Source organism: Streptomyces boninensis (assembly GCF_048572725.1).
In the GTDB taxonomy this organism is placed as follows: Bacteria; Actinomycetota; Actinomycetes; order Streptomycetales; family Streptomycetaceae; genus Streptomyces; species Streptomyces boninensis.
Genome location: NZ_CP183837.1, coordinates 7411386 through 7437435, shown reverse-complemented (window position 1 = coordinate 7437435; position 26050 = coordinate 7411386). Strand labels below are relative to the sequence as shown.

The following is a 26050-nucleotide window of genomic DNA, read 5'->3' as shown; positions in this document are numbered from 1 at the left end:
GATCAGGCGCCAGGCCTCACACCCGCCGCGTCCCGTAGACCGCCGCCACATCCGCCGAGATCCGCGCGGCCGCGGCGCGCAGGGCGGGCAGGACGGTGGTTCTGACCTCGGACTCCGGCGTCCGGCCCGCGTGCGTGGCGACATTGACGGCGGCGACCACCGAGCCGTCGGCGCCGCGCACCGGGGCGGCGACCGAGCGCAGGCCGTCCTCCAGTTCCTGGTCCACGATGGCGTAACCGTCCCGCGCCGCCGCATCGATGATCCGGTCGAGGGCGGCTGGCTCGGTCCGAGTGCGCTCCGTCAGCGGCCGCAGCTCGGCGGTGGCCAGCCAGGCCGCCCGCTCGACGGGGGTGAGTCCCGCGAGCAGCACCCGGCCCATGGAGGTGGCGTACGCCGGGAAGCGGGTGCCGGTGGTGATGGCGACATGCATGATCCGGCTTGCCGCGATGCGGCTCACATACCGGATGTCGGGCCCGTCGAGGACCGCCATCGAGGCGGAGTCGTGCACCTGCCGCACCAGTTCGGCAAGGTGCGGGCGGGCTATCTCGTCCAGCGAGAACCCGCACACCAGCGGATAACCGAGGTCCAGCACGCTCGGCAGCGGGGCGAAGCGACCGTCCTCGCCGGCCACGTAACCCAGCTCCTCCAGGCTCAGCAGGCTGCGCCGCACGGTGGCGCGCGACAGGCCCGTCGCGCGGGCGACGGCGGCGAGGGTCATGCCGCCGCGCGCCTCGCCGAGCGCGGCGAGCACGGCGAGGCCGCGGGCGAGCGACTGGAGGTATTCGGGGCCGAGTTCACGCTTGGCCTCCGGGGTGGGGTCGAGGGCGGGGGCGGGGGCGGGGGCGGCGTCAGTGACCTCTGGGCCGGCCGCCAGCGCCTCCTCCATCTCCGCCGCCGTCCGCCGCAGCGCCTCCAGCGTGTGCGCCCGCAGGCCCTCCGCCGAATGCCGGCTGGTATGGCTGACCGCGCTGAGCGCGTACAGCGCCCCGCTCCCGGGATCCCGCACCGGGACCGCGACGGCCACCAGCCCCGGCTCGATCAGCTGATCGTCCACGGCCCAGCCGCGCGCCGCCGCCCCCGCCTCCCCCTCCGCCCCCGCCTCCGCGAACAGCAGCCCGGGCGCGCACCGTTCAGCAGGAAGCACATCCCCGACCCGAAAGGACACCGACAGCGCCCGCCGCCGCGTGTGCTGCACGACAAAGCGCACCGCACCCCCGTCCGGCACGGCCACCGACACCGACTCGTCCAGCTCATCGGCAAGCCGCGCCGCCAGCGGATCGACCGCCTCCGCTATCCCGGCGGACCGCAGATACGCCCCGCCCAGCCGCAGCAGCCGCGGCGCCAGCACAAGTTCACGACTCTCCTCCCGTACATACCCGAGCCGCGCCAGCGTGGCCGCTATCCGGTCGACGGGCGAGCGGGCCAGCCCCGTCGCCTTCACCAGCGTGCTCGGCGGCAGCCGCCCGCCGGGCGCCGCGGCCAGCGCGCAGAGCACGGCGAGTCCCCGTTCCAGCGGTCCGACCGGTGTCATGCGCACCCCCCTCGATCCCTGCCAACTCGATCCACGCCAAGTCCATTGACAGCCGGGCGAGTCAGGGCGGAGACTCACGGCTATCGCATAAAATGAACTATAGTTCACCAGGCGAACACCCGCAAGCAGCAAGGGACTCCAGCCATGGACAAGGTGGTGCGCTCCGCCGACGAAGCGGTCGCCGACATCCCGGACGGCGCCTCGCTCGCCGTCGGCGGCTTCGGCCTCAGCGGCGTCCCCGACGTGCTCATCGCCGCCCTGCACCGCCGCGGCTCCGCGCACCTGCACGTCGTCTCCAACAACTGCGGCGTCGACGGCGGCGGCCTCGGCATCCTCCTCAAGTCCGGCCGCATCGACCGCGTCACCGGCTCGTACATCGGCGACAACAAGGAATTCGCCCGCCAATACCTCGCCGGCGAACTGGAGCTCGAACTCACCCCGCAGGGCACCCTCGCCGAGCGCCTCCGCGCCGGCGGCGCCGGCATCCCCGCCTTCTTCACCCCGGCGGGCGTCGGCACCCTGGTCGCCGAGGGCGGGCTCCCTTGGCGTTACGGGCCCGACGGCGAGGTCGCGGTGGCCTCACCGCCCAAGGAGGTGCGCAACTTCGACGGTCGGTCGTACGTCATGGAGCACGGCATCACCACCGACTACGCCCTCGTACGGGCCGCCCGCGGCGACCGGCACGGCAATCTCGTCTTCGCCAAGTCGGCGCGCAACTTCAACCCCCTGGCCGCGACGGCGGGCCGCGTCACAATCGCCGAGGTGGAGGAGCTCGTCGAACCCGGGGAGATCGCCCCGGACGCGGTGCACGTGCCCGGCGTCTTCGTCCAGCGGGTGCTGGCGCTGACCCCGGCCGAAGCGGCCGACAAAGGCATCGAGAAGAGGACGGTGCGCGCCTGATGCCCTGGACCCGCGACGCCATGGCCGCGCGAGCGGCCCGCGAACTCCCCGCAGGCAGCTACGTCAACCTGGGCATCGGGCTGCCGACGCTGATCCCTGGGCACCTGCCCGCGGGCGCCGACGTGGTGCTGCAGTCGGAGAACGGCATCCTCGGCGTCGGCCCGTACCCGACCACCGACGAAGTCGACCCCGACCTGATCAACGCGGGAAAGGAGACGGTGACCGTCGCCCCTGGCGCCGCCTTCTTCGACTCCGCACTCTCCTTCGGGATGATCCGCGGCGGCCACATCGACGTCGCCGTGCTCGGCGCGATGCAGGTCTCCGCCCGCGGCGACCTCGCCAACTGGGCCGTCCCCGGCAAGATGATCAAGGGGGTGGGTGGGGCAATGGACCTCGTCCACGGTGCCCGCCGCGTCATCGTCCTCATGGAGCACACGACCCGCGACGGCTCCCCGAAGCTCGTACCGGAGTGCACGCTGCCGCTCACCGGCACCCGCTGCGTGCACCGGGTGATCACCGACCTCGGCGTGCTCGACGTCACCGACGACGGACTGCGGCTGGCGGAACTCGCCCCGGACGTCGGCCTGAACGAGCTACGGGCGCGCACCGGCGCACCGGTCGCCGCCGATCCCGTACGGCTGGAGGGATGAGATGAGCCAGACGCCATTGGACCAGCAGGCCATAGACGCGGAAATCGCGGAGCTGGCGGAGCGGCCAGAGCCGGAGGTGCCCGGCCGGCGCCCCGCCCCCGGCCACCCCGACCGCGCCTACGCCCCGTACCGCAGCACCCTCCTCCGCCACCCCCACCACCCCCTCATCGCCGTCAAACCCGACCCGGACACGGTCGAGCTCTCCGGCCCGGTCTTCGGCCCCACCGACGTCACCGACCTCGACGCCGACCTCACCCGGCAGCACCAGGGCGAGCCGCTCGGCGAGCGCATCACCGTCAGCGGCCGGGTCCTCGACCGCGAGGGGCGTCCCGTACGCGGCCAGCTGGTGGAGGTCTGGCAGGCCAACGCCTCCGGCCGCTACGCCCACCAGCGCGACCAGCACCCGGCCCCCCTCGACCCGAACTTCACCGGCGTCGGCCGCTGCCTCACCGACACCGAGGGCCGCTACGGCTTCACCACCATCCGCCCCGGCGCGTACCCCTGGCTGAACCACGTCAACGCCTGGCGCCCGGCCCACCTCCACTTCTCCGTCTTCGGCACGGCCTTCGCGCAGCGCCTGGTGACGCAGATGTACTTCCCCGGCGATCCGCTGTTCCCGTACGACCCGATCCTGCAGTCCGTGACCGACCCGCGGGCGCGGGAGCGGCTGGTGGCGGCGTACGACCCCGGGCTTTCGGAGCCCGAATTCTCGCTCGGCTACCGGTGGGACATCGTGCTCGACGGCCCCGCCGCCACCTGGACGGAAGGAGAGCAGCCGTGAACCCCGAGCCCACGCCGTCCCAGACGGTCGGCCCCTTCTACGGCTACGCGCTGCCGTTCGCGGGCGGCGGCGAGATCGCCCCGGCCGGGGATCCGCGGACCGTGACCCTGCACGGTGTCGTACGGGACGGGGCCGGGGCCGCGGTCCCGGACGCGCTGCTGGAGTTCTGGCAGGCGGCGCCCGACGGCTCGCGGGCCGGGGCGCCCGGGTCGCTGCGGCGGGATCCGGTGAGTGGGGCGGTGATCGGGCGGGACGGGGTGGAGTTCACGGGATTCGGCCGGGTGGCCACGGATGCCGACGGCCACTTCGCGGTACGGACGCTGCCGCCGCCGGCGGAGGCGCCGTACGTGAGCGTGGGGGTCTTTGCGCGGGGGCTGCTGCACCATCTGTACACGCGGGCGTATCTGCCGGGGGGTGCGGATGACGGGCTGCTGGCTTCCTTGCCGGCGGAGCGGCGCGGGACGCTGGTGGCGCGGGAGGAGCGGGAGCGGGTGTATCGCTTCGACATCCGGCTGCAGGGTGGGTCCGCCGGGGAGGAGACGGTGTTTCTTGAGTTCCGGTGACGATGTCGGCCTCATGGCTCCCGTACGGGCCGGCTCGGCGGTTGAGGAGGCGACCGGTGACCGGGCGTTCCTGCAGGCGATGCTGGACGCCGAGGCGGCGCTCGTCCGCGCGCTGGGCGCGCCCCGGCACGTCTGCGCGGCGGTGGCGGAGGCCGCCAGCGCGGACCGCTTCGACGCGCGCGAGCTGGCGCTTGCCGCCCGTTCCGGAGGCAACCCCGCGATCCCGCTGGCCGCGGCGCTCACGGCGGCGGCCGGTGACGAGGCGGCCGAGTGGGTGCACCGGGGCGCCACGAGCCAGGACATCGTCGATACGGCGCTGATGCTGGTGAGTTCGCGGGCCCGTACGCACATCCTGGCCGACCTCGACCGCGCGGCTGACGAGCTGGCGCGGCTGGCGGCGCGGCACCGTACGACGCCGATGGCGGGCCGGACGCTCACCCAGCACGCCGTCCCTACGACCTTCGGCCTCAGGGTGGCCGGCTGGCGGCAGCAGCTCGTGCACGCCCGGGAGCGGCTGGCGGCGCTGCCGCTGCCCGCGCAACTGGGGGGCGCGGCGGGCACGCTGGCGGCGCTGGACGGGCGGGTGTCGCTGCTCGGCGCGTACGCCGCCGAGACCGGACTCGACGAACCGCCGGTGCCGTGGCACGCCTTGCGCGCGCCGGTGGCTGAGCTGGGCGCCGGGCTGGCGGTGGTCGGCGGGGCGCTCGGCAAGATGGCGGCGGATGTGCTGGTGCTGTCCCGTACGGAGATCGCGGAGGTCGCGGAGGTCTCGGGCGGCGGCTCCAGCGCGATGCCGCACAAGTCGAACCCGGTGCGGGCGACGCTGATCGCGTCGGCGGCGCGTCAACTCCCGCAGCTCGCCGCTGTGCTGCTGTCCTCGATGGCCGCGGAGGACGAGCGCCCGGCGGGAGCGTGGCATGGGGAGTGGCAGCCGCTGCGGGAGGCGCTGCGGGTGGCGGGCGGGGCGGCTCGGGCGGCTGTGGAGCTGGCAGCGGGGCTGCGGGTGGATGAGCGGCGGATGCGCGCGAATCTGGGGGCGACGGGTGGGCTGATCGCTTCGGAGCGGGTGGTGAGCGAGCTGGCTGGGGTGGTCGGGCGGGTGCGGGCGAGGGAGCTGGTCACGCGGGCCGCGCAAGCCGTGCGGGAGCCGGACACACGATTCGCGGGCGCCGGATGCGCCGGAGAGAACCCGGCACGCGCGGACTCGGCCCGTGCGGACCCGGGCAGCCATACGGGCCCGCCACGCGCAGACGCAGACCACCACACCGCCCCGGACACCGAACGCCGCGGCCCTGACACCGCCCCGCCACACGCAGACGCAAGCCGCCACACCGCCCCGCCGCCCGGCGGCCCGCCGCCCACCCGCCCGTCGCTCGCGGACGCGCTCGCCGTCCTGCCGGAGTTGCGCGGGCGGGTTTCCTCGGCGCGGCTGCGCGAGTGGCTCGATGCCACGGCGTATCTCGGGGCCGCGCCCGCGCTGACCGACCGGGCGCTGAGCTTCGGCCCGTACGACCATGCCCACCACCCCCGCCCGCACCCCTCCAGCCGCCCCCATCGCCCGAACCGCCCCCACCAGGAGGCCCCATGACCGACCTCCTGCACCACACCACCACCGACCGCCCCGACGCCCCCGCCCTCCTCCTCGGCCCCTCCCTGGGCACCAGCCTCCACCTGTGGGACGCCCAGGCCACGGCCCTCGCCAGGAGCCACCGGGTCGTCCGTTACGACTTGCCGGGCCATGGCCGCTACCCAGCGGGCTCCTCCGCACTGGATCCCTCCGCACCGGACCCCCCGGCTCCGGCACGCTTCCCAGAAGCCGCCCCCGCCGACTCCATCCCCCACCTGGCCGGCCTTGTCCTCAAGCTCGCCGACGCGCTAGGCATCGAGCGCTTCCGTTACGCGGGCGTCTCCATCGGCGGCGCCATCGGCGCCTGGCTCGCCGCCCACCACCCCGACCGCGTCGAGTCCCTCGCCCTCCTCTGCACCTCGGCCCGCTTCGGCGACCCGGCCGCGTGGCGCGAGCGGGCGGCGCGGGTGCGTAAAGAAGGCGTGGGGTGGCTGGCGGACTCGGCGCCCGAGCGCTGGTTCACCCCCGGCTACGAGAAGACCGCCACCACCGAGGCGCTCATCGCCGACCATCGCGCCACCGCCCCCGCCGCGTACGCCGCCTGCTGCGACGCCCTAGCCGCCCACGACATGACCGACGACCTGCCCACCATCACCACCCCCACCCTCGTACTGGCCGGCCGGCAGGACCGAGCCACCCCTCCCGACCACGCCCGCCACCTCGCGGACGGCATCCCCCACGCCACCCTGCTGGAGCTGGACGCCACCGCCCACCTCGCCCCGGCCGAACAGCCGGACCGCGTACTGCGCGCGCTGCTCGACCACTTCGGCGCGCGGGGGTACGACGCGGCCACGTACACCGCCGGCATGACGGCACGCCGCGCAGTCCTGGGCGACGCCCACGTCGACCGCGCCCAAGCCGCGACCACCCCCTTCACCGCCCCCTTCCAAGACCTGATCACCCGCTACGCCTGGGGCGAGATCTGGACCCGCCCCGGCCTGGACCCCCGCACCCGCAGCTGCATCACCCTCACAGCCCTGATCGCCCGCGGCCACCACGACGAACTGGCCATGCACATCCGCGCCGCCCGCACGAATGGCCTCTCGACGACCGAGATCCAGGAGGTTCTCCTCCAGTCGGCCATCTACTGCGGCGTCCCAGCAGCCAACACCGCCTTCGCCATCGCGGACCGCATCCTGTCGGAAGAAGACCGCCCTGAGGAGGGGACATGATCCCCACCCACACCCCCACCCACACCACCATTGGCATCGTCGGCGGCGGCCCAGCCGGCCTGCTACTCGCCCGGCAGCTGCACCTGGCAGGCATCGACTGCGTAGTCCTGGAGGCCCGCGACCGCGCATACGTGGAGCAGCGCCAACGCGCCGGCATCCTCGAACAGGGCACGGTCGACGCCCTCCGCGCCTGCGGCGCAGCCGACCGCCTCGACCGCGAGGGCCTCCCCCACGACGGCATCGAACTGCGCTGGAACCGCCGCTCCCACCGCATCGACTTCCCCGCACTGACGGGCGGCCGCCGCGTCTGGGTCTACGCCCAGACCGAGGTGGTCAAGGACCTGATCGCCCTCCAGCTGACCGACGGCCCCCCGCTCCTCTTCGAGGCACAGGTCGCGGAAGTGACCGGCGCGGACACAGAGCGCCCCGTAGTCCACTACACACACAAGGGCGAGCAGCACACACTCACCTGCGACTACGTCGTCGGCTGCGACGGCTTCCACGGCGTCGTACGCACGGCGATCCCGGCCACCGCGCTCCGTACCGCGGAACGGCTCTACCCCTACTCCTGGTTCGGCATCCTGGCGGACGTCCCACCCTCCTGCGACGAACTGATCTACGCCCACTCCCCGCGCGGCTTCGCCCTGCACAGCATGCGCACCCCCACGATCAGCCGCCTCTACCTCCAGGTCCCGAACGGCACCGACCCACACTCCTGGACCGACACCCAAATCTGGGACGAACTGGCCACCCGCTTCGCCATCGACGGCGACTGGAAACTGACGCCAGGCCCGATCACGCAGCGCGCCGTCCTCCCGATGCGCAGCTCAGTGACCGAGCCAATGCGCTACGGCCGGATACTCCTCGCGGGCGACGCCGCCCACATCGTGCCCCCAACGGGCGCGAAGGGCCTGAACCTCGCCGCCGCCGACGTCATCGTCCTGGCCCGCGCCTTCACAACCTGGGCAACCACAGGAAGCACCGCCGCCCTGGACACCTACTCCGACACCTGCCTGAAGCGCGTCTGGCGAGCCGAACACTTCTCCTGGTTCATGACCACAACCCTCCACACCACCCCGAACCAAACCCCCTTCGACACCCGCCTACAACTCTCCCAACTCGACCGCATAGCCAGTTCCCCACACGCCGCGGCCGAGCTGGCGGAGAACTACGCGGGATTGCCGGTGAGCTGAGCCGCAGTCGCAGACGACGTACGGGCCGGCCACTTGGCCGTGCCGCCGGTGGAACCGATCCCCCGTTCCCGGCTCGTCAACCTCGTACGCCGTCGCGACCGCCTGCTGTCGCCCGCCGCGAAGCGGGCATTCGTGGCGTTGTTACGGGATGTGGCTACCTGACCCAGTCAGCAGCTCAACTGACTGGTTAACCCCAGATCGGGTCGTCCAGGGTGCCCGCCGAGGCCGGCGCGGCCCAGATCGGGTCATCCTGGGTGGCCCCCTGGTGCGCCCAGATCGGGTCCTTGGGAGCCGCCGCCGAAGACGACTTGCCCCAGATCGGGTCGCCGGGGACCGCAGCCGCGAGCGCGCCCAGAGCGATGGCACCCGCCCCGAGGCCGATCGCCACCTTCCGTATGACAGTGCGTCGCTTGATCATCGAGACCACCAATCTCTCCGCTACTACCTGGGTACTTCTTACCCGCCACCAGTGGGCAGAATGATAGTTTGCCGCGATCCGAGGGCGACAGAGTGCGGCCGGTCGGCAGGGAGACACACAACAGTGACCAATGACCACACGCATCCCGTCTGGGAACTCTGCGACGCGGGGAAACGGCTGTACTCCCAGGCGCTGCTGGATGACGGGCTCGCACGCGTCGAATCGGATGTCGACACCTTGGCCCCCTGCCTGATTGAGTACGCCCTGCTCGTCCCGGACGACGATGAGCCGGGAATGCTGCACCCGGCGATGCCCAGAATCGCGTTGCACCGGCATCTGCGGGAGCTTGAGAACACCATTGCCTCGCAGCACCGGCATATCGGTGAACTGGCGGACAGCTTCTCGCCGTTCCTGCGGCTGAGCACCTCGAGGCTGGGCGACTCCGTCATCCTGCTCGAAGGCAAGAGGCGGATCGACGAGGCGATAGACGCGGCCATGCGCACGAGCACCGGCGAAATGCTGACCATGCAGCCGCAGAGCCGCCGCACCCAGCAGGACTCGGCCACCGGCATTGCGCGTATGAGTGAATTCCTGGCCCGGGGCAGCCGTATACGCACGATCTATACGCACCCGACCCGAGATGACCCGGTTATCCACGATCTACAGGACCACTTCCGTGCCGGCGGCAAGGTGGAAGTCCGCACCGTCGACGAGGTGATTGACCGCATCATCATCGTCGGCAACGAGGTCGCTTTCGTGCCCGGGAACCCGGAGCGCACAAGCGCCCTGGAGGTTCGCCACCCGGCTCTGATCGCGCTGCTCCGCTCCGCCTTCGACCGCCTCTGGCGCTATGGCCGCCCGTACTACGACCCGCTGGAGGCCGCGCGCGAAAAAGTCTCGGACATCCAACTCCGCATCGCCCGCCTCATGGTCTTCGAAGGTATGCAGGACAAGGAAATCGCCGCCCACGTCGGCGTCACGGTCCGTACCGTCGCCAAGCACTTCGCCGCCCTGGCCGATGCACTGGGGACCACCAATCGCGGGCAGATGGGCTACATGCTGGCCCGGGCCGGGCTGCTGGAGAGTGCCGCCGACGATGCGCGGCGGTGAGGCGTGGGGATGGGTGGGGGTCCGGGGCCTCGATGGGGCCCCGGACACGCCTGCGGCGGTGCCGTCGTGGGTGGCATCACGACGGCACCGCCGGCCTGGCGCCCTGGGCGGCGGTCCCCCGAGGGGGACCGCCGTCAGGCGCTGTGGGGGGTGAAATTGGTCTCCAGGTCGCGGGCGCCGAGTTTGACGAAGATAACGCCTGCGCGCACGGCGCACTCGACTTCCCGCTCGGGGCGGCGGCGGTGGTATGCCCGCAGCTCACCCTCGCCTACACCTTCACGCACGATGGCGATGTGCCAGCCGCCGATGACCACCGTCATGGAGTCACCCGGCGCAGCCAGCGACGAAGCAAGATCGACGTGGTGCCAGTCAGAACGCATCTTCCGTCCTTGCCTTTGCCGTCGACCTAGCCTGTGGTGCGGCGGTGCCGTCGTGGGTTGCGTCACGACGGCACCGCCCAAAGAGCCCGGGGCGACCGGGGGAACCGCCCCTGCCTAAGGGAAAGACTGACCCATGTGCCCGCGCAGCGCCAGCAGTTCTGCAGAATTCATGAAAATGACCTGCTGACGAACCGGGCGAACAAGTCGTGTGCGACATACGGGAGTTATCCCATCAGAATCATCGGCGCCGCTGCGCACAGGCCTGTCCGGCCTGCGGGTTCGCTCAGACGGCATCACGGCGACACAGCGCGTGACACCCCTCGATCTCCACCAGACGTGGCGAAGCACACACACCCGGGTCATGAAGATGAACCCCGTGTGCCCGTCCGTGAGGAACGCCACCCCTCCCGGCATCGAGCGCATGTTCCCGCGCCACTACGATCCTCCTTCGTGGACGCCAACGATCGAATCCGGGCCAGTTTCGGGCGAGTTGAACTCAGAGCCGACCATGTGGCGAAATATTTCTATGCACATCTGTTCACGGCCAATCCGGGCGTCCGCCCCCTCTTCCCGGAGGACATGACCGAGCAGCGCGACCGGCTCTTCGCCGCGCTCACCGCCGTCGTGCAGCGGCTGGACGACCCGGAGTTGCCCGTCTACCTCAAGGCGCTCGGCCGCGATCACCGCAAGTTCGCCGCCGAGCCCGCGCACTACGCGGCGGTGGGCGAGAGCCTCATCGCCGCGCTGAAGTTCGCCACGCCGACGACCTGGGACGCCGAGACGGAGGCGGCCTGGCTGGGGGCGTACAAGGTGCTCTCGGACGCGATGATCAGTGGGGCGGAGGAGGCCGACCGGGACCACGCGCCGCGGTGGTGGGAGTGCCGGGTGGTCGAGCACCGGCGCCCGGCGCGCGGGGTCGCCGTGCTGACGCTGGCGCCCGACGGGCATTTCCCGTTCCGGGCCGGGCAGTTCGTGAGCGTGGCCGCGGAGCAGCTGCCGCAGGTCTGGCGGCCGTATTCGCTGGCCGCCGCGCCCCGCCCGGACAACACCCTGGAGCTGCACGTCAGCCGGGTCGACGGCGGCCTGCTCAGCCCGGCCCTCACGGATGAGGTGCGGATGGGGGACATTCTGCGCCTCGGGCCCGCCACCGGCATGATGACGCTGCCGGAGGAGCCCTCGCCCACGGCCCCCGCCACCCCCACCACCCTCGTCGCCGCCGGCACCGGCTGGGCCCCGGTCCGGGCGCTGCTCGAAGAGCTCACCCGCCGCCCGCCGGTCGAGACCCGCGTCTTCCTGGTCGCCCGCGCCTCCGGCGAGCTCTACGACGAGGCGGCGATCCGCCAACTCGGCGAGGCACACCCGTGGCTGAACGTCCAGCTGCTGACCCGCGCCGAGCGGCTCCCGGCCGCGCTGTCCGCGTACGCCGGCTGGGAGCAGCACGACGCGTACGTCAGCGGCCCGCCCGGCTTCATCTCCTACGCGACCGACCTCCTGGCCGGCAGCGGCGTCCCACCCGGCCGCATAAGACACGACCCGGTGCCACAGCCCCAGCGGACGCCGCGCAATGTCGGCCACGCCCAATGGTTCCTCGACCGGCGTCAGCCGCAGTGGATCAACCCGGCGGACCGCTGAGACCCTGCGGACCGCTGAGTCTCAGCTCAGCGCGCCGCCAGGCGTTCCATCAAGGCGGTGCTACGGGCGAGGAGTTCCCGTTCGGCCTGGGTGAGTTCGGACTCGATGGCCTGGGCGAGCCAGCCGGCCCTGCGGCCGCGTTCGGCCTCCAGGGCCGTCCGGCCGGCGTCTGCGAGCTCGAGCAGCGACTTGCGGCCGTCGGTGGGGTGGGCCCGGCGTGTGACCAGGCCCTGGTCGAGGAGGAGGGCGACCGCGCGGGCCATCGACTGCGGGCGGACCCGCTGGTCGGTCGCGAGATCGCTGGTGGTCATGGCGCCGTCGCGGTCCAGGGCGCCGAGCACGGCGATCTGTCCCTGCGGAATCCGGTCCTCGTGCTTGACGCGCCGGCTGAGCTTGCCCATCGCGGTGCGCAGGTCGGCGGCGATGGCGGCGGCTTCCGGAGTGGGCATGGGGCACTTTACCTCGGCGGATACGGGTGAGCAGCTGGGCTGTACAGCAGAGCTGTGCAGCAACACTGCGCAGCAATACTGCACAGCAGAACTGAATAGAGAATCTAAACAGCAATGCTGTATAGTTTCGTCACGTCGGGCCGAGCGCCAGCGTTGTCGCAGCCGGGGTCCGGCAGTGACAACGGGAAGGACCTCCCATGCCCGCGCCGATAGCTGAGTCGACCACCGTCCGTGACGTCACCGCCCGCACCGTCCTGGACAGCCGCGGCAACCCCACCGTCGAGGTCGACGTCGTCCTCGCCGACGGATCCCTGGGCCGCGCCGCCGTCCCCTCCGGCGCTTCCACCGGCGCCCGCGAAGCGGTGGAGCTGCGCGACGACGACCCCCAGCGGTGGCACGGCAAGGGCGTCGACCAGGCCGTGGCCCACGTGAACGGCGAGATCGCGGACGCCGTCACCGGACGCGACGCGGACGACCAGGCCGGCCTCGATGCCGCGCTGGTCGCTCTCGACGGCACGCCGGCCAAGGCGCGCCTCGGCGCCAACGCCGTGCTCGGCGTCTCCCTCGCCACCGCGAAGGCCGCCGCGGCCGCGCACCGCCAGCCGCTCTACCGCTATCTCGGCGGCGCCGACGCCCGCGTGCTCCCGGTGCCGATGATGAACATCGTCAACGGCGGCGCCCACGCCGACAATCCGCTGGACTTCCAGGAGTTCATGATCGCGCCGGTGGGCGCGAAGACCTTCGCGGAGGCCGTCCGGATGGGCTCCGAGGTCTTCCACACCCTCCGCCGCGACCTGCTGGCCGCCGGCCACTCCACCGGCGTCGGCGACGAGGGCGGCTTCGCACCCTCGCTGCGTACGGCCGAGGAGGCACTGGACTTCGTGATGGCGGCGATCGAGCGCACCGGGTACCGGCCCGGCGCGGACCTCGGCCTGGTCATGGACCCGGCATCGTCGGAGTTCTACCGGGACGGCGGGTACGACTACACGGGTGAGGGCGTGCGGCGGACGTCAGCCGAGCAGGTCGACTACCTCGCCGGGCTGATCGACGCGTACCCGATCGTCTCGGTCGAGGACCCGATGGCCGAGGACGACTTCGACGGGTGGCGGGAACTCACCGCGCGGGTCGGCGACCGCTGCCAGCTGACCGGCGACGACGTGTTCTGCACCAACGAGGCGCTGGTGCGGGACGGCATTCGTACCGGGATCGGGAACGCGGTCCTGGTCAAGGTCAATCAGATCGGGACGCTGACCGAGGCGCTCGGCACGGTGGGCGCCGCGCGGCGGGCCGGCTGGGCGGTCGTCATGTCGCACCGCTCCGGCGAGACGGAGGACACCACCATCGCGGACCTGGCCGTCGCCACCGGGTGCGGCCAGATCAAGACCGGCTCCCTGTCCCGGTCTGACCGTACGGCCAAGTACAACCAGCTGATCCGCATCGAGGAGGAGCTGGGGAAGTCGGCGGTGTACGGATACTGAGGCGCAGGTCAGGAACCCTTCCCCACGGAAACAAGCGCCGCCACGCACTCCACATGATGCATCATCGGAAGTATGTCGGCTGGAAGTCGCACTCGGGAAACTGCAGGTCAGGGAAGGTCTCCAGCCCCAACTAGTGAGTCCGTGAGGGCCGCGAGCGTCATACGAGCGTCACGAACGACGGAATCGAAAGACGACACAGCCAGACACCATCCGAAACTGATCGGGAGGTGGTCGGGCAACACCCCGAACGCTATGTGCCAACCCAGCGGGCGCACAGCCCGGGAATCGCGCCGGTCAAGCGTGAGTTCCGCGCCGGAGCCGTAGTCAGAGGCGAGGGCCACCTTCACAGGGTCCGCGTGGTTCAGGCCCAAGTCGCGATAGCCGGCGCGCACCAGCTGGGCGACACCCAGATGATCCTCCGTGATCTGGGCAGAACGGCACAGCCTCGTCGCATCCAATGTCAGACGGCTCCGGCCGCGCTGAGCGCCGCGTCGCCGCCGCGTGGTGGGCGTCGGAGGCGGGGTCGATCTCCGAGAGCAGTGGCCGGGGGCAGCGTCAGGAGCCTCACAGCTGTAACAGCTTCGTTTGACGCGTGCACGCACCCCACTGTCAACTCACGCAGCGCGCCTGCAAGGTCGCCGTACTGTCCGCCGATTGCGCTCCGCACGCTGACGCACGCCCGGGACACACTCCCGGCTCACGCCACCCCTCATCCAGGTAAGGGTCTTTGGCTATATATCACTCATCGACCTACATTCACTGGCGTTTGCCACTTGGGCTGTCATGGGCATTCTGTATAGGTCTGATCGTCGGCGTGGGTGCAACCTTGGGGGGCCGATGTCAAGAGGGGACGCCTGGGTTCGGAAGGGCACGACCGCATCGGTCACGGACCTCGTCGCCCGGTTCGGTGAGGAGGTCCGGGCCAAGCTGCAAGGTCCCTCTGGGGCGGTCAGCAGTAGAGAGGACAGCCTCACCGCGCCCGTGGAACAGCTGCTGCGCGGTATGGCCTCCCGGCAGCGCCTCAAGCTCATCGCCCACGGTCAGAGTCGTGTCAAGGAACTCGGGATACGACCCGACTTCGCCATCTCCTGCGGCGGCAGGACCATAGGGCACGTCGAACTGAAGCAGCCCGGATCAGGCGCCGACCCGGAAAAGTGGTCGATGAAGACCCACGACCGGAAGCAGTGGGAGAAGATCAAGGCTCTCCACAACGTGCTGTACACCGACGGATATCAGTGGGCGGTCTACCGCTTCGGTGTACAAGTCGGCCCAACCGGAATCCTGGTTGGAGACCTGGAGTCCGGTAGCCAGCAACTCATCACCCTGGACACCGGGTTCGAGCGCGCCCTCACGCACTTCTTCATGCCGGCACCCATCGACCACGGCAGCATCGACGAACTGGTCAGGCGCATCGCGAGAATCTGCGCCCTGCTGCGCGACGAGGTCACCGAACGTCTCACCCGCGAGGAGCACGGGGAGGCGGACGTTGCGTTCTCGATCTTGGCTGACAACTGGAAGGACCTGCTCTTTCCCGATGCTCGCCCGGAGGAGTTCGCGGACCAATACAGTCAGACGCTGACGTTTGCCATGCTGCTGGCTCGTCTTGAACACATTGATCTGAGCAGGCTCACGCTCCCCGAGGTCGCGATCCGACTGGGCAAGCGGCATTCCTTGATGGGCAAGGCGCTGGCGGTGCTGACGGACGACGCCCTCGACGATCTGAGGGGCATCATCGACCCGTTGATCGACGTCATATCGGCCGTCGACCCCGAGATGTTCAAGGACGCGACCGGAGACGCCTACCTCCACCTGTACGAGGGCTTTCTGAGCGCCTACGACCCGGAACTGCGACGCAGGACGGGTACGTACTACACGGCCGGCGAGGTTGTCCGCTTCATGGTCGGCTTCACAGACGAGGTGCTGCGTGACCGGCTCGGCCAGGAGGACGGGTACGGAAGCGAGGACGTCACCGTCGTCGATCCGGCCATGGGCACAGGGACCTTCCTCATCAACATCATCGACCACGTCGCTAAGTCCCTGTCACTGAAGTACGGCAGGACGCTCAAGTCTGGGCTTCTCCAGGAACTCTCGAACCGGCTGGTCGGGCTGGAGAAACAGACCGGGCCATACGCAGTGGCCGAACTCCGTGTGCACCACGCCTTCCGGTCCCACGACGCCGACGTCACACGCCGCCCGCCGAGGCTCCTGGTGGCCGACACACTCGATGACCCCGCCATCGAACACCACCTGGGCTTCATGTACGAGGCGATCGCCCGCCACCGCCGAATGGCGAACAAGATCAAGGCGGACGAGAGGGTCATGGTGGTCATCGGCAACCCGCCCTACCTGCGGGGCGCGAGACAATCGGGCGTCGGACGCTGGGTCACCGAAGGTAACCCGAACGGCCAGGGCCCGATCCTCGCTCGTTTCCACCCAGAGGACAACGGCCGCGTCGGATACGCCCTCGACAACCTCTACGTCTACTTCTGGGCGTGGTCCACATGGAAGGTCTTCGACCAGTTGACCGCCTCGGGAGCGCCGCAGTCCCCCAGTGGGATCGTCGCCCTCATCACCAACTCCGGATACCTGGACAGTGAGGGCTCGGCCGGCATGCGTCACTACCTGCGCGAGGCCGCCGACGAGGGCTGGGTCATCGGTCTTTCCCCCGAGGGCGCCTTCTCCGACACGCGCACCCGCGTCTTCCAAGGAGTTAAGCGGGAGATCTGCATCGCCGTCTTCGTCCGCCATGGCGCCCCGGACACGGGTACACCAGCGCAGGTCTGGCGACTCGACGTCCCCGCGGGCACACGCGAGGAGAAGTTCGACTGGCTGGAAGGGCTTGGCCTCGGCGGCCATCGCGACGGGGCCTCCTGGCAGCTGTCCCCCACAGAGTGGACCGCGCCTTTTCACGTCATGTCCGACTCCAAGTGGTCGGCAATGCCACCGGTGGACGCGCTGCTGCCCTGGACGAGCTCCGGCAACAAGAACAACCGCAACTGGCCCGTCTCACCCAGCCGGGACGTCCTGGAGAGCCGATGGCGCAGGCTCGTCCAAGCCCCTGCGGAGGACAAGGCCGCACTGCTGAAATCCACCAGAGACCGCCGACCGGACAAGCCGGAACCACCACTGCCCGGCCAGCAAGAAAGGGACAGCCTTGCTGCGGAGAAGGAGACAGTGCCGGTCATCGTTCCCTACGGCCGGATGACCTTCGACAGGCAGTACATCATCGCGGACAGGCGAGTGATCGACTTTCCGCGGCCGGCCTTATGGTTCGCCCACAACGACCGACGCCAGATCTACCTCTCCGAGCTTCATACGGAGTCGGGACGCGCTGGCCCGGCGGTCGCGTTCACTGCTCTGCTTCCCGACATGCACCACTTCAAAGGCACCGAAGGCGGCCGCGTCGCCCCTCTCTACCGCCACCCCCACCAGGCTGAACCAAACGTGACCCCTGGCCTGCTGCGGCTGCTCACCAAGGCGCACGGCGTGACGGTCACCGCCGAGGACCTCTTCACGTACATCGCGGGAATAGCCGGCCACAGCGGCTACACCCGCCGCTTCGCTGCGAACCTCGCCGAGCGGGGTGCCCGTGTCCCTATAACGCGCGACCCGGCTCTATGGGCGGAGGTCGTGGAAGTGGGCAGGCGCACGGTGTGGATCCACACGTACGGCCAGCGCTTCGCCGCCCACAACGACAGTTCGCCTGGATCGACCCCGAGGCTTCCCCCGGAGGAGCAACCGAAATGCGTCGCCGTGATCGGAGAGGAGGACGGTTTACCTGAGGACATCTCCTACGACGCGTCCACACGAACCCTCACTGCGGGCGCGGGCTACATACGTCCGGTGGCGCCGGAAGTCTGGGACTATCGGATCGGTGGGGTGCAGGTGATCCGCAAGTGGTTCAGCTTCCGCAAGAGCAAGCCAGACGTGGAACGGCAGACCCCATTGAACGACATCCTGCCTCCGACCTGGCCTGCTCGGTGGACCGTCGAACTACTGGATCTCATCAACGCACTCGGGCTCCTCATAGCCCTCGAACCGCGACAGGCCCAGCTCCTGGACGCCGTGAGCAGTGGTCCGCTCATCACCATCCACGACCTCCGGAGCGAGGGGATCTTGCCTGTGCCGGCCTATGCGACCAAGGAACCCAAGCCCCCGCGGAAGTCTCGGCGCACCCCTGGAACTGGGCAGGAGAGCCTCGACTTCCCTAACTGACACCCCTTCGGAATCGCATCGCCCTCGCGCGCGCTGGTCGTTGAAGCTCTTGCGGACGAAGTTCTCAACGGCCGTGCCATGCCCTTGTGTCCAGATCAGCCCGCAGGCTCCCCGTGCCACCAGGCTGTCGCATCCTCAACCATGCCGTTCCGGTCCTTGGGGGTCCCATCCCTTGAGGTGCGGTCTAAGCTCGTCCAAGGTGAGCTTGCTCCGGTTTGACGGACACGGTGGCTGTGTCGGTCAGGCCGCGAGGGCGGCTTCGTATTCGGCGGGGCTGCGGTAGCCGAGGCTGCTGTGCAGACGGCGCGGGTTGTACCAGCCCTCGATGAAGTCGAAGATCGCTGAGTGGGCGACGGCGCGGCTGGGCCAGATCTGCGGGCCGCCGGCGCCCAGCTCGCGCTTGAGGGTAGCGAAGAACGACTCGGCCAGGGCATTGTCCCAGCACACCCCGGTCCGCCCGGTTGACAGCCGGATCCCGAAACCCTCTGCCACCTCGGCGAATTCACGACTGGTGTACTGGCAGCCGCGATCCGCATGAAAGATCAGCCCTCGCCCCGGGCGACGGCCGCGGCAGGCCGCCAGCAGCGCGTCGGTGACCAACGAGGTGCGCAAATGGTCGGCCGTTGCCCAGCCGACGACCTTCCGCGAGGCGATGTCGATCACGGTGGCCAGGTAGAGCCAGCCCTGATCGGTGGGGATGTAGGTGATGTCGCCGCACCAGCGGGCATCGAGCCGAGTCGCGGTGGCGAAGTCGCGCTGAACCAGGTCCGGTCGCCTTCTCGCGTGCGGGTCCTGGACCGTGGTGCGGACACGGCGTCCGCGGCACCGGCCCAAGAGCCCGGCCTGACGCATCAGCCGTGCCACGCGACGCCGGCCGCACCGCACGCCCTCTCGCCGCAGCGCGGCGTGGACGCGCGGGGAGCCGTAGGCGCCGCGGGAATGGGCATGCACCGCGGCGATCTGGTCGGCCAGCTCGTCGTCCTGCTGCCGGCGCGGGCAACGACTGCCCGCGCGGCGGGCGTAGAAGGCGGCACGCGAGACCTTCAGCAGTTCACACGCCCGCTTGACGCTGTGACCTGCCTGCTTCTCCGCCTCGATGAACGGATGCACCGTCACCGGGTCTCGTTCGCGAAGAAAGCCGTCGCCCGCTTGAGGACATCCACGTCCTGCCGCAACCGACGATTCTCCTGCCGCAACCGGGCCAGCTCCACCCGTTCATCGCTGGTCAGCCCCGGCTCCTCACCGCCATCGACCTTGGCCTGGCTGACCCACAAACGCACCGCGGTCTCGGTCAGATCGAAGTCCTTGGCCACCTGGCCGACCGAGCGGTCGCCTCGCCGGCACAGCTCGACGATCTCGGCCTTGAACTCCGGCGTGAACGAGCGCCTGGGACGCGGCTTCTTCTTCCCCATGCTCTCCATGGTGGACATCCTTCCGGGGCCGTGACCCCTGATCTCGGATGTCCGTCAAAGCGAATCAAGCCCACGGCCGGTGCCATCGCAGCGGACATCTGTAAGCCTGTACTCGTCCATGCAGTTGTCTCAACCCATACCTTGATCAGTCACCCTGGGTTACCGTCAATCCTCACCCCAGGAGCCGGTCTCGTCGGCACTGACCTCAGCCCTCCCGCCACCGATAGCCCGATCTTTGACCTTCAACACGAGGGTTAGCTTGTGTGTCCGCATCGCCCCGGTCGAGCCGCTGGCACTTACGGTGGCCACGCCGAACGTCAGCTTCCCCTCCCCACGGCCCTCGTTGCGTAGCTCCAACAGCAACTCGAGTTGGGCTGTCTCAATCTCAAAGGCGAACTGCTGCCCCGCGCCCGCCCCCTGGGCCGCGTACAGCTCCTGCCGCAGCTCCTCAATTGCTGCAGCCAGCCCGATCTCCGCCACCCTGCCCCGCCCTCATCTATCGAAGCGGCCTTGCCGCTTCGAATCTGCTCACCAATGGCCGTCTGCAGCCGCTGACTCCGCAGCAGTTTGCCCAACCACGTCATGCCCCGCCAACTCCGCAGGGGCACCGATAGCAAGAAGAGCAACCGAGTTACGGACACGGTACGGGCGAACTCCCGACCCCTGATCCTGGGCGAGCCCGAGCCTGCGGTCGACGAGCCAGCAGCTCCACGCAGAGCGTCACCTACCCTCGATACTCCATCGGCATACGCCCCCTGAGAGGGCTTGACCTGCCCAACAAGACGCCTGGCACCCCATCAGAACGAGCGTCAAATGAGCATCATTTCAGCGTCAGGATATCGCCCGTAACGCCCACACGGCACGTAATGCGCACTAGTGAAATTGCAGGTCAGCGACCCTTCTCCGAAGGAACAAGCGCCGCCACGCACTCCACATGGTGCGTCATCGGAAAGAGATCGAAGGCCCGCAGCCACTTCACCGCATAGCCCTCCTCCCTGAAGTACGCCAGGTCGCGCGCCAGCGCCGCCGGGTCGCACGCCACGTACGCGAGCCGCCGCGGGCCGAGTGCCGCCACCTGCCGTACCGTCTCGCGCCCCGCCCCCGCGCGCGGCGGGTCCAGCACCACCAAGTCGCAATCCGTGATGCCCGTACGCGGCAGCACCCGGTCCACCTTGCCGTGCTCGATCCGCACCCGGTCCAGGTCCCCCAGGTTGTGGCGGGCGTCCTCGACCGCGCGCTTCGAGGACTCGATGCCCAGCACCGCGCCCGCCTCGCCGACCCGTTCCGCCAGCGGCGCCGTGAAAAGGCCCACGCCGCAGTACAGGTCCAGGGCCATGTCGCCCTTCTTCGGCATCAGGGCCGTCATCACGGCCTGAGTCAGGACCTCCGGCGCCTTCGGGTGGACCTGCCAGAAGCCGGCGCCGCCCACGCGGTACGTGCGCTCCGCGACCCGCTCCCGTACGAACGGGCGGCCGTGGACGCGGTGCACGCTGCCGTCTCGCTCGTGGATCCGCAGCACCGAGACCGGGCGGTCGAGCGAGACGATCGGCAGCCGCTCCCCCGGCTTCGGGGTCAGCACCACCTGGCGGTCCGCCGAGCCCGTCGCCGCGATGGCCTCCACCGTGTCGACACCCGGCCAGTCGTGCCGCTCGACCCCCAGCTCCGAGACCTCCGTAGCCGCGATCAAGCAGTGATCGATCCGCTGCACCTCATGCGAGCGATGCTTCCGCAGCCCCGCGTGGCCCTCGTCATCAATCGCGTACGTGACCCGCGTCCGCCAAGGCGGCACCACCCCAGTCGGCAGCTTGTCGCCGGGCGCCGGCTCCACCGTGCCGTCCCAGCCGACGTCTTCCGGCGTCAGCTTCGCGAGGCGCTGGAGCTGTTCGGCGATCACCTCGCCCTTCATGCGCCGCTGGGCGCCGGGCTTGGCGTGCTGCCAGTCGCAGCCGCCGCATTGGCCGGGGCCCGCGTACGGGCACGGGGCCTCGATGCGGTCCTTCGAGGGCGACAGCACCTCCACCGCGTCCGCGCGCAGGAAGCGGGAGTCCGCCTCGCCCTCCGTCACCCGCGCGAGCACCCGCTCGCCCGGGAGCGTGTGGCGCACGAAGAGGACGCGGCCCTCGTCATTGCGCGCGATGCAGTGGCCGCCGTGGGCCACCGGGCCGACCTCGACCTCGTACTCCGTCCCGACCAGGGACGTTCCACCGATTTCGCCTTGTGCTGACACCGCGCCAGCCTACTTCTTCGTGGAGCTCTTCTCTCCCTTGGCGGGCTTCGCCGGGGCCGCGGGGCCGCGGCGGACCGAGCCGGGGGCGTTCCACTCGGCGCGCTTGCGGGCGCGGACCTTGGCGCGCTCGGAGGACTCCAGCTGGTACGGGACGGAGGTCACCATCACGCCGGGGGTGAACAGCAGCCGGGCCTTCAGGCGGAAGGCCGACTGGTTGTGCAGCACGTGCTCGTACCAGCGGCCCACCACGTACTCCGGGATGTAGACGCTGACGACGTCCCGCGGGCTCTCCCGGCGCAGACCCTTCACGTAGTCGATGAAGGGCCGGGTGATCTCGCGGTACGGGGAGTCCAGCACCGTCAGCGGCACGTCGATGCCCCGGTCCAGCCACTCCCGCTGCAGCGCCTTCGTCTCGTGCAGGTCGACGTTGATGCTGACGGCTTCGAGGGTGTCGGAGCGCATCAGCTTCGCGTACGCCAGCGCCCGCAGCGTCGGCCGGTGGATCTTGGAGACCAGGACGATGGAGTGGACGCGGGCGGGGCGGATGACGTCGTCGCCCTTCTCGTCCGCGACCGCGAGCTCCTCCGAGACGCGGTCGTAGTGGCGGCGGATGCCGGTCATCACGCCGTAGAAGAAGACCATGCCGAGGACCGCGACCCAGGCGCCGTGGGTGAACTTCGTCAGCAGCACGACGACCAGTACCAGACCGGTGAAGAAGGCGCCGAAGGCGTTGATCGCGCGGGAGCGGATCATGCGGCGGCGGGCGGCCGGGTCGGTCTCGGTGCGCAGGTGGCGGTTCCAGTGCCGGACCATGCCGGTCTGGCTGAGGGTGAAGGAGACGAAGACGCCGACGATGTAGAGCTGGATCAGCTTCGTGGAGTCGGCCTGGTAGACCCACACCAGCACGGCCGCGAAGATCGCCAGCAGCACGACGCCGTTGGAGAAGGCGAGGCGGTCGCCGCGGGTGTGCAGCTGGCGCGGCAGGTAGCGGTCCTGCGCGAGGATCGAGCCGAGCACCGGGAAGCCGTTGTACGCGGTGTTCGCGGCGAGGAAGAGAACCAGCGCGGTGGCGGCGGCCAGGATGACGAAGGCGATCGTGCCGTCGCCGAAGACGGCCGCGGTGACCTGGGCGATCACCGGGTCCTGGTGGTAGCCGCCGCCGGCCGCCTCGCCGTTGATCAGGATGTCCTTGGCCGGGTTTTCGGCCATTTTCACGTCGGTGGTCATCGCGAGGCCGATGATGCCGCAGAACATCGTCACCGCCAGGCCGCCCATGAGGGCGAGCGTGGAGGCCGCGTTCTTCGACTTCGGCTTACGGAACGCCGGGACGCCGTTGGAGATCGCCTCGACGCCGGTGAGCGCCGCACAGCCGGAGGAGAAGGCCCGTAGCAGCAGGAAGACCAGCGCGAAGCCGGTGAGGTCGGAGTGCTCGGCGACCACCTCGTACGCGGCGGAGGGGGCCCGCATGTCCGTGTCCAGGACCGTCGCCTTGAAGATGCCCACCGCGATGGTGGCGAGGACGCCGACCACGAAGACGTAGGTCGGGATCGCGAAGATCTTGCCCGACTCCTTCACGCCCCGCAGGTTCATCATCGTCAGCAGCGCGATGATGGCGAGCGCCACACCGATCTTGTTCTCGGAGACGAACGGGATCGCCGAGCCGAGGTTCTCCACGCCCGAGGCCACCGACACGGACACCGTCAGGACGTAGTCGACCAGCAGCGCGGCCGCCACCGTGCGTCCGGCGCGCGGGCCGAGGTTGGTGTTGGCCACCTCGTAGTCGCCGCCGCCGGAGGGGTAGGCGTGCACGTTCTGGCGGTAGGACGCGACCACGGTGAACATCAGCACCACGACCGCGACCGCGATCCAGGGGCTGAAGTGGTACGCGGAGAAGCCCGCGACCGACAGCACCATCAGCACCTCACCAGGGGCGTACGCCACCGAGGAGAGGGGGTCTGAGGCGAAGACGGGCAGCGCGATGCGCTTGGGGAGAAGCGTTTCACCGAGGCGATCGCTGCGGAGCGGGTCGCCGATCAGTATCCGCTTCGGAAGGTCGGTCAGTTTGGACACGCGCCGATCGTATTCCGGCAAGACCCCTCACCGGAAACACACCCGCTCGTGTGACCATTCGTGCATCAGGTCGTTATCGGCCGCGCCGGGCGGATACCCGGGGTGCCGCAGGGCCGTCCGGGTGTGTAGCTTGAGCGGACAAGCATGGATGGCCTGGAGGGACGGGCGTGCACATCGTCATCATGGGCTGCGGCCGGGTCGGGTCGACCCTGGCGCGGACCCTGGAGCAGCAAGGCCACACGGTCGCTGTCATCGACCGGGATCCGACCGCCTTCCGCCGGCTCGGGTCCTCCTTCGGCGGCCGCCGGGTGACCGGCATCGGCTTCGACCAGGACACCCTGAAGGAGGCCGGGATCGAGGAGGCGGGCGCCTTCGCGGCCGTCTCCAGCGGCGACAACTCCAACATCATCGCGGCCCGGGTGGCGCGCGAGATGTTCAACGTCAAGAACGTCGCCGCGCGCATCTACGACCCCCGCCGCGCCGAGGTCTACCAGCGGCTCGGCATCCCCACCGTGGCCACGGTCCGCTGGACCGCGGACCAGATGCTGCGCCGGCTGCTGCCGTCCGGCGCCGAGCCGCTGTGGCGCGACCCCAGCGGCCGCCTGGAACTGGCCGAGGTGCACCCGTCGCCGGCCTGGATCGGGCACCGCGTCGCCGAGCTCCAGGAGGAGACGGGCGTACGGGTGGCCTTCATCACCCGCCAGGGCGAGGCCATGCTGCCGACGTCGAAGACGGTGCTGCAGGAGGGCGACCTCGTGCATGTGATGATGCGGAGCAACGAGGTCGATCAGGTCGAGGCCGCGTTCGCCAAGGGGCCTGAGGAGGCACAGCGATGAGGGTCGCGATTGCGGGAGCGGGCGCCGTGGGCCGCTCGATCGCGGGCGAGCTGCTGGAGAACGGCCACGAGGTTCTCCTCATCGACAAGACCCCGGCCGCGATCTCGGTCGAGCGGGTGCCGCGCGCCGAGTGGCTGCTGGCGGACGCCTGCGAGATCACCTCGCTGGACGAGGCAGCGCTGCAGCGCTGCAATGTCGTCATCGCCGCTACGGGTGACGACAAGGTCAATCTCGTCGTATCGCTGCTGGCCAAGACCGAGTACGGGGTGCCGCGGGTGGTCGCCCGCGTGAACAACCCCCGTAACGAATGGCTCTACAACGAAGCCTGGGGCGTCGACGTCGCCGTATCCACGCCGCGCCTGATGTCGGCGCTGGTCGAGGAGGCCGTGAGCGTCGGCGATCTCGTACGGCTGCTGCGCTTCAGCCACGGCGACGCGAATCTCGTGGAGCTCACGCTCCCCGAGGAGTCCGCGCTGACGGGGACGCTGGTCGGGGATGTCTCCTGGCCGGAGGACACCAGCCTGGTGACCATCATTCGTGGCAGCCGAGTGCTCACGCCGAAGGGCGAGGACACCCTGGAAGCCGGCGATGAGCTGCTGTTCGTGGCCGCGCAGGCCCGGGAGGAGCAGTTGGAAGAGCTCCTGTCGGTCCGGCGCGAGGCCGACGTCTAACGCTCCGCGTTCTCCCGCTCCTCCTGCGCCTTCTCCTCCGCCTCCATCTCCGCGATGACGTCGATGGGGGCGGGGGCCTTGGCCAGGAAGATCCAGGTCAGGTAGACGCACAGCAGGAACGGCGGCACACCCAGCGCCACCTTGATCCAGCCGAGCTGCGTGACATCGCCCCACCAGTAGATCGGGAAGAGGATCGCCGACTTCCCCAGCAGGATCAGACCCCACGCCCAGGTGGCCTTGGTGTACGCCGTGAAGCGCCCCGGATTGCGGGTCCGCCAGGAGAGGTTCTCCTTCAGGATCGGGCCGAGCAGGACGCCGATCAGCGGGAAGCGGAAGATCGCGGAGAGGATGTACGCGACCGCCAGGCCCAGCGTGTAGAGCATGCCGGGCAGGTAGAAGTCCTTGGCGTTGCCGGACATCATCGCGAAGACCGCGCCGAACGCCACCCCGAAGACGCCGCTGAAGGCGTGCTTGAGGGTGTCCCGCTGCGCCAGCCGGATCAGCGCGAGGGCGACCGTCAGACCGAGCGAGATGAGCGCGGCGAACTGGATGTCCCGCTTGATCGTGTAGAGCACGACGAAGACCAGTCCGGGGACGGTCGTGTCGATCATGCCGCGGACCCCGCCGAACGCCTCCAGCAGGGCGGTCTTCGCCGCCGCCTGCCCGTCCTGGGACGGGGCCTCCTGCTCGGAGGCCTCCCCGGTGGCCGGCTGCTGCTTGTCGAGGGACGTCACC

The 26050-nt window shown here is 70.0% G+C and carries 23 protein-coding genes; 13 read left to right on the top strand and 10 right to left on the bottom strand.

Features of this window, described 5'->3' with window-relative positions:
* Nucleotides 1-16: 16 nt before the first annotated feature.
* Entirely contained in the window at nt 17-1531 is a 1515-nt protein-coding gene (locus tag ACNNMR_RS33885) for an IclR family transcriptional regulator domain-containing protein (protein ID WP_419998510.1), read from the bottom strand.
* 144 nt (nt 1532-1675) lie between these two features.
* On the opposite strand from ACNNMR_RS33885, the gene ACNNMR_RS33880 reads away from it, so the two are divergent.
* Genes ACNNMR_RS33880 through ACNNMR_RS33850 form a run of 7 tightly spaced genes read left to right on the top strand, consistent with a single transcriptional unit; the run spans nt 1676 to nt 8417 of the window.
* Nucleotides 1676-2431, top strand: coding sequence for a CoA transferase subunit A (locus ACNNMR_RS33880; RefSeq protein ID WP_419998509.1), 756 nt, complete (start codon nt 1676-1678; stop codon nt 2429-2431).
* Entirely contained in the window at nt 2431-3081 is a 651-nt protein-coding gene (locus ACNNMR_RS33875; protein WP_419998508.1) for a 3-oxoacid CoA-transferase subunit B, read from the top strand. Before ACNNMR_RS33880 ends, ACNNMR_RS33875 begins: the two co-directional genes overlap by 1 nt.
* A gap of 1 nt (nt 3082) precedes the next feature.
* Nucleotides 3083-3862, top strand: coding sequence for a protocatechuate 3,4-dioxygenase subunit beta (pcaH, locus tag ACNNMR_RS33870; RefSeq protein ID WP_419998507.1), 780 nt, complete (start codon nt 3083-3085; stop codon nt 3860-3862).
* Nucleotides 3859-4425, top strand: a complete 567-nt coding sequence (gene pcaG, locus ACNNMR_RS33865) for a protocatechuate 3,4-dioxygenase subunit alpha (protein WP_419998506.1) — start codon at nt 3859-3861, stop codon at nt 4423-4425. Before pcaH ends, pcaG begins: the two co-directional genes overlap by 4 nt.
* On the top strand, nt 4412-6013 hold the full coding sequence (gene pcaB, locus ACNNMR_RS33860; protein ID WP_419998505.1) for a 3-carboxy-cis,cis-muconate cycloisomerase: 1602 nt from the start codon (nt 4412-4414) through the stop codon (nt 6011-6013). Before pcaG ends, pcaB begins: the two co-directional genes overlap by 14 nt.
* Nucleotides 6010-7224 carry a 4-carboxymuconolactone decarboxylase gene (pcaC, locus tag ACNNMR_RS33855; RefSeq protein ID WP_419998504.1) on the top strand — a complete coding sequence of 405 codons (1215 nt, stop codon included), beginning with the start codon at nt 6010-6012 and terminating at the stop codon, nt 7222-7224. The genes pcaB and pcaC overlap by 4 nt, the downstream gene beginning before the upstream one ends.
* A complete protein-coding gene (locus ACNNMR_RS33850; RefSeq protein WP_419998503.1) occupies nt 7221-8417 on the top strand; it encodes a 4-hydroxybenzoate 3-monooxygenase in 1197 nt (398 codons plus the stop codon). Before pcaC ends, ACNNMR_RS33850 begins: the two co-directional genes overlap by 4 nt.
* Before the next feature lie 187 nt (nt 8418-8604).
* Here ACNNMR_RS33850 and ACNNMR_RS33845 read toward each other — a convergent pair whose 3' ends face one another.
* Complete coding sequence (locus ACNNMR_RS33845) at nt 8605-8835, bottom strand: hypothetical protein (protein WP_419998502.1); 231 nt, start codon at nt 8833-8835, stop codon at nt 8605-8607.
* A gap of 123 nt (nt 8836-8958) precedes the next feature.
* Here ACNNMR_RS33845 and ACNNMR_RS33840 point away from each other — a divergent pair, with 123 nt between their 5' ends.
* Nucleotides 8959-9945, top strand: a complete 987-nt coding sequence (locus tag ACNNMR_RS33840) for a helix-turn-helix transcriptional regulator (protein ID WP_419998501.1) — start codon at nt 8959-8961, stop codon at nt 9943-9945.
* 134 nt (nt 9946-10079) lie between these two features.
* Here the strand turns inward: ACNNMR_RS33840 and ACNNMR_RS33835 are convergent, their stop codons facing one another.
* Nucleotides 10080-10325 (bottom strand): (2Fe-2S)-binding protein, encoded by a 246-nt coding sequence (locus tag ACNNMR_RS33835; RefSeq protein ID WP_419998500.1) that lies wholly within the window; start codon nt 10323-10325, stop codon nt 10080-10082.
* Nucleotides 10326-10835: 510 nt separating this feature from the next.
* Between ACNNMR_RS33835 and ACNNMR_RS33830 the strand changes: the two genes are divergently transcribed.
* Nucleotides 10836-11957 carry a globin domain-containing protein gene (locus ACNNMR_RS33830; protein WP_419998499.1) on the top strand — a complete coding sequence of 374 codons (1122 nt, stop codon included), beginning with the start codon at nt 10836-10838 and terminating at the stop codon, nt 11955-11957.
* A 26-nt stretch (nt 11958-11983) separates the two neighbouring features.
* Here the strand turns inward: ACNNMR_RS33830 and ACNNMR_RS33825 are convergent, their stop codons facing one another.
* Entirely contained in the window at nt 11984-12406 is a 423-nt protein-coding gene (locus ACNNMR_RS33825) for a MarR family winged helix-turn-helix transcriptional regulator (protein ID WP_419998498.1), read from the bottom strand.
* A 197-nt stretch (nt 12407-12603) separates the two neighbouring features.
* Between ACNNMR_RS33825 and eno the strand changes: the two genes are divergently transcribed.
* A complete protein-coding gene (gene eno, locus ACNNMR_RS33820; protein WP_419998497.1) occupies nt 12604-13884 on the top strand; it encodes a phosphopyruvate hydratase in 1281 nt (426 codons plus the stop codon).
* A gap of 981 nt (nt 13885-14865) precedes the next feature.
* Entirely contained in the window at nt 14866-18099 is a 3234-nt protein-coding gene (locus tag ACNNMR_RS33815) for a type ISP restriction/modification enzyme (RefSeq protein WP_419998496.1), read from the top strand.
* Between the two features lie 240 nt (nt 18100-18339).
* Here ACNNMR_RS33815 and ACNNMR_RS33810 read toward each other — a convergent pair whose 3' ends face one another.
* The 5 genes from ACNNMR_RS33810 to ACNNMR_RS33790 all read right to left on the bottom strand — a co-directional run bounded on the left by ACNNMR_RS33810 (nt 18340) and on the right by ACNNMR_RS33790 (nt 23808).
* Nucleotides 18340-19215 carry an IS3 family transposase gene (locus ACNNMR_RS33810; protein ID WP_419992669.1) on the bottom strand — a complete coding sequence of 292 codons (876 nt, stop codon included), beginning with the start codon at nt 19213-19215 and terminating at the stop codon, nt 18340-18342.
* On the bottom strand, nt 19212-19511 hold the full coding sequence (locus ACNNMR_RS33805) for a transposase (protein ID WP_419992670.1): 300 nt from the start codon (nt 19509-19511) through the stop codon (nt 19212-19214). Before ACNNMR_RS33805 ends, ACNNMR_RS33810 begins: the two co-directional genes overlap by 4 nt.
* Before the next feature lie 165 nt (nt 19512-19676).
* Nucleotides 19677-19991 (bottom strand): trypco2 family protein, encoded by a 315-nt coding sequence (locus ACNNMR_RS33800; protein WP_419998495.1) that lies wholly within the window; start codon nt 19989-19991, stop codon nt 19677-19679.
* 409 nt (nt 19992-20400) lie between these two features.
* Complete coding sequence (locus tag ACNNMR_RS33795) at nt 20401-21738, bottom strand: class I SAM-dependent RNA methyltransferase (protein WP_419998494.1); 1338 nt, start codon at nt 21736-21738, stop codon at nt 20401-20403.
* 9 nt (nt 21739-21747) lie between these two features.
* Nucleotides 21748-23808, bottom strand: coding sequence for an APC family permease (locus ACNNMR_RS33790; protein WP_419998493.1), 2061 nt, complete (start codon nt 23806-23808; stop codon nt 21748-21750).
* A 167-nt stretch (nt 23809-23975) separates the two neighbouring features.
* Here ACNNMR_RS33790 and ACNNMR_RS33785 point away from each other — a divergent pair, with 167 nt between their 5' ends.
* Together ACNNMR_RS33785 and ACNNMR_RS33780 are read left to right on the top strand one after the other, a co-directional pair.
* Nucleotides 23976-24644, top strand: a complete 669-nt coding sequence (locus tag ACNNMR_RS33785) for a potassium channel family protein (protein WP_419998492.1) — start codon at nt 23976-23978, stop codon at nt 24642-24644.
* Nucleotides 24641-25315 carry a potassium channel family protein gene (locus tag ACNNMR_RS33780; protein ID WP_165239936.1) on the top strand — a complete coding sequence of 225 codons (675 nt, stop codon included), beginning with the start codon at nt 24641-24643 and terminating at the stop codon, nt 25313-25315. The genes ACNNMR_RS33785 and ACNNMR_RS33780 overlap by 4 nt, the downstream gene beginning before the upstream one ends.
* Here the strand turns inward: ACNNMR_RS33780 and ACNNMR_RS33775 are convergent.
* Nucleotides 25312-26049 carry a DUF3159 domain-containing protein gene (locus ACNNMR_RS33775; RefSeq protein ID WP_419998491.1) on the bottom strand — a complete coding sequence of 246 codons (738 nt, stop codon included), beginning with the start codon at nt 26047-26049 and terminating at the stop codon, nt 25312-25314. The genes ACNNMR_RS33780 and ACNNMR_RS33775 overlap by 4 nt on opposite strands.
* Nucleotide 26050 lies beyond the last annotated feature (1 nt).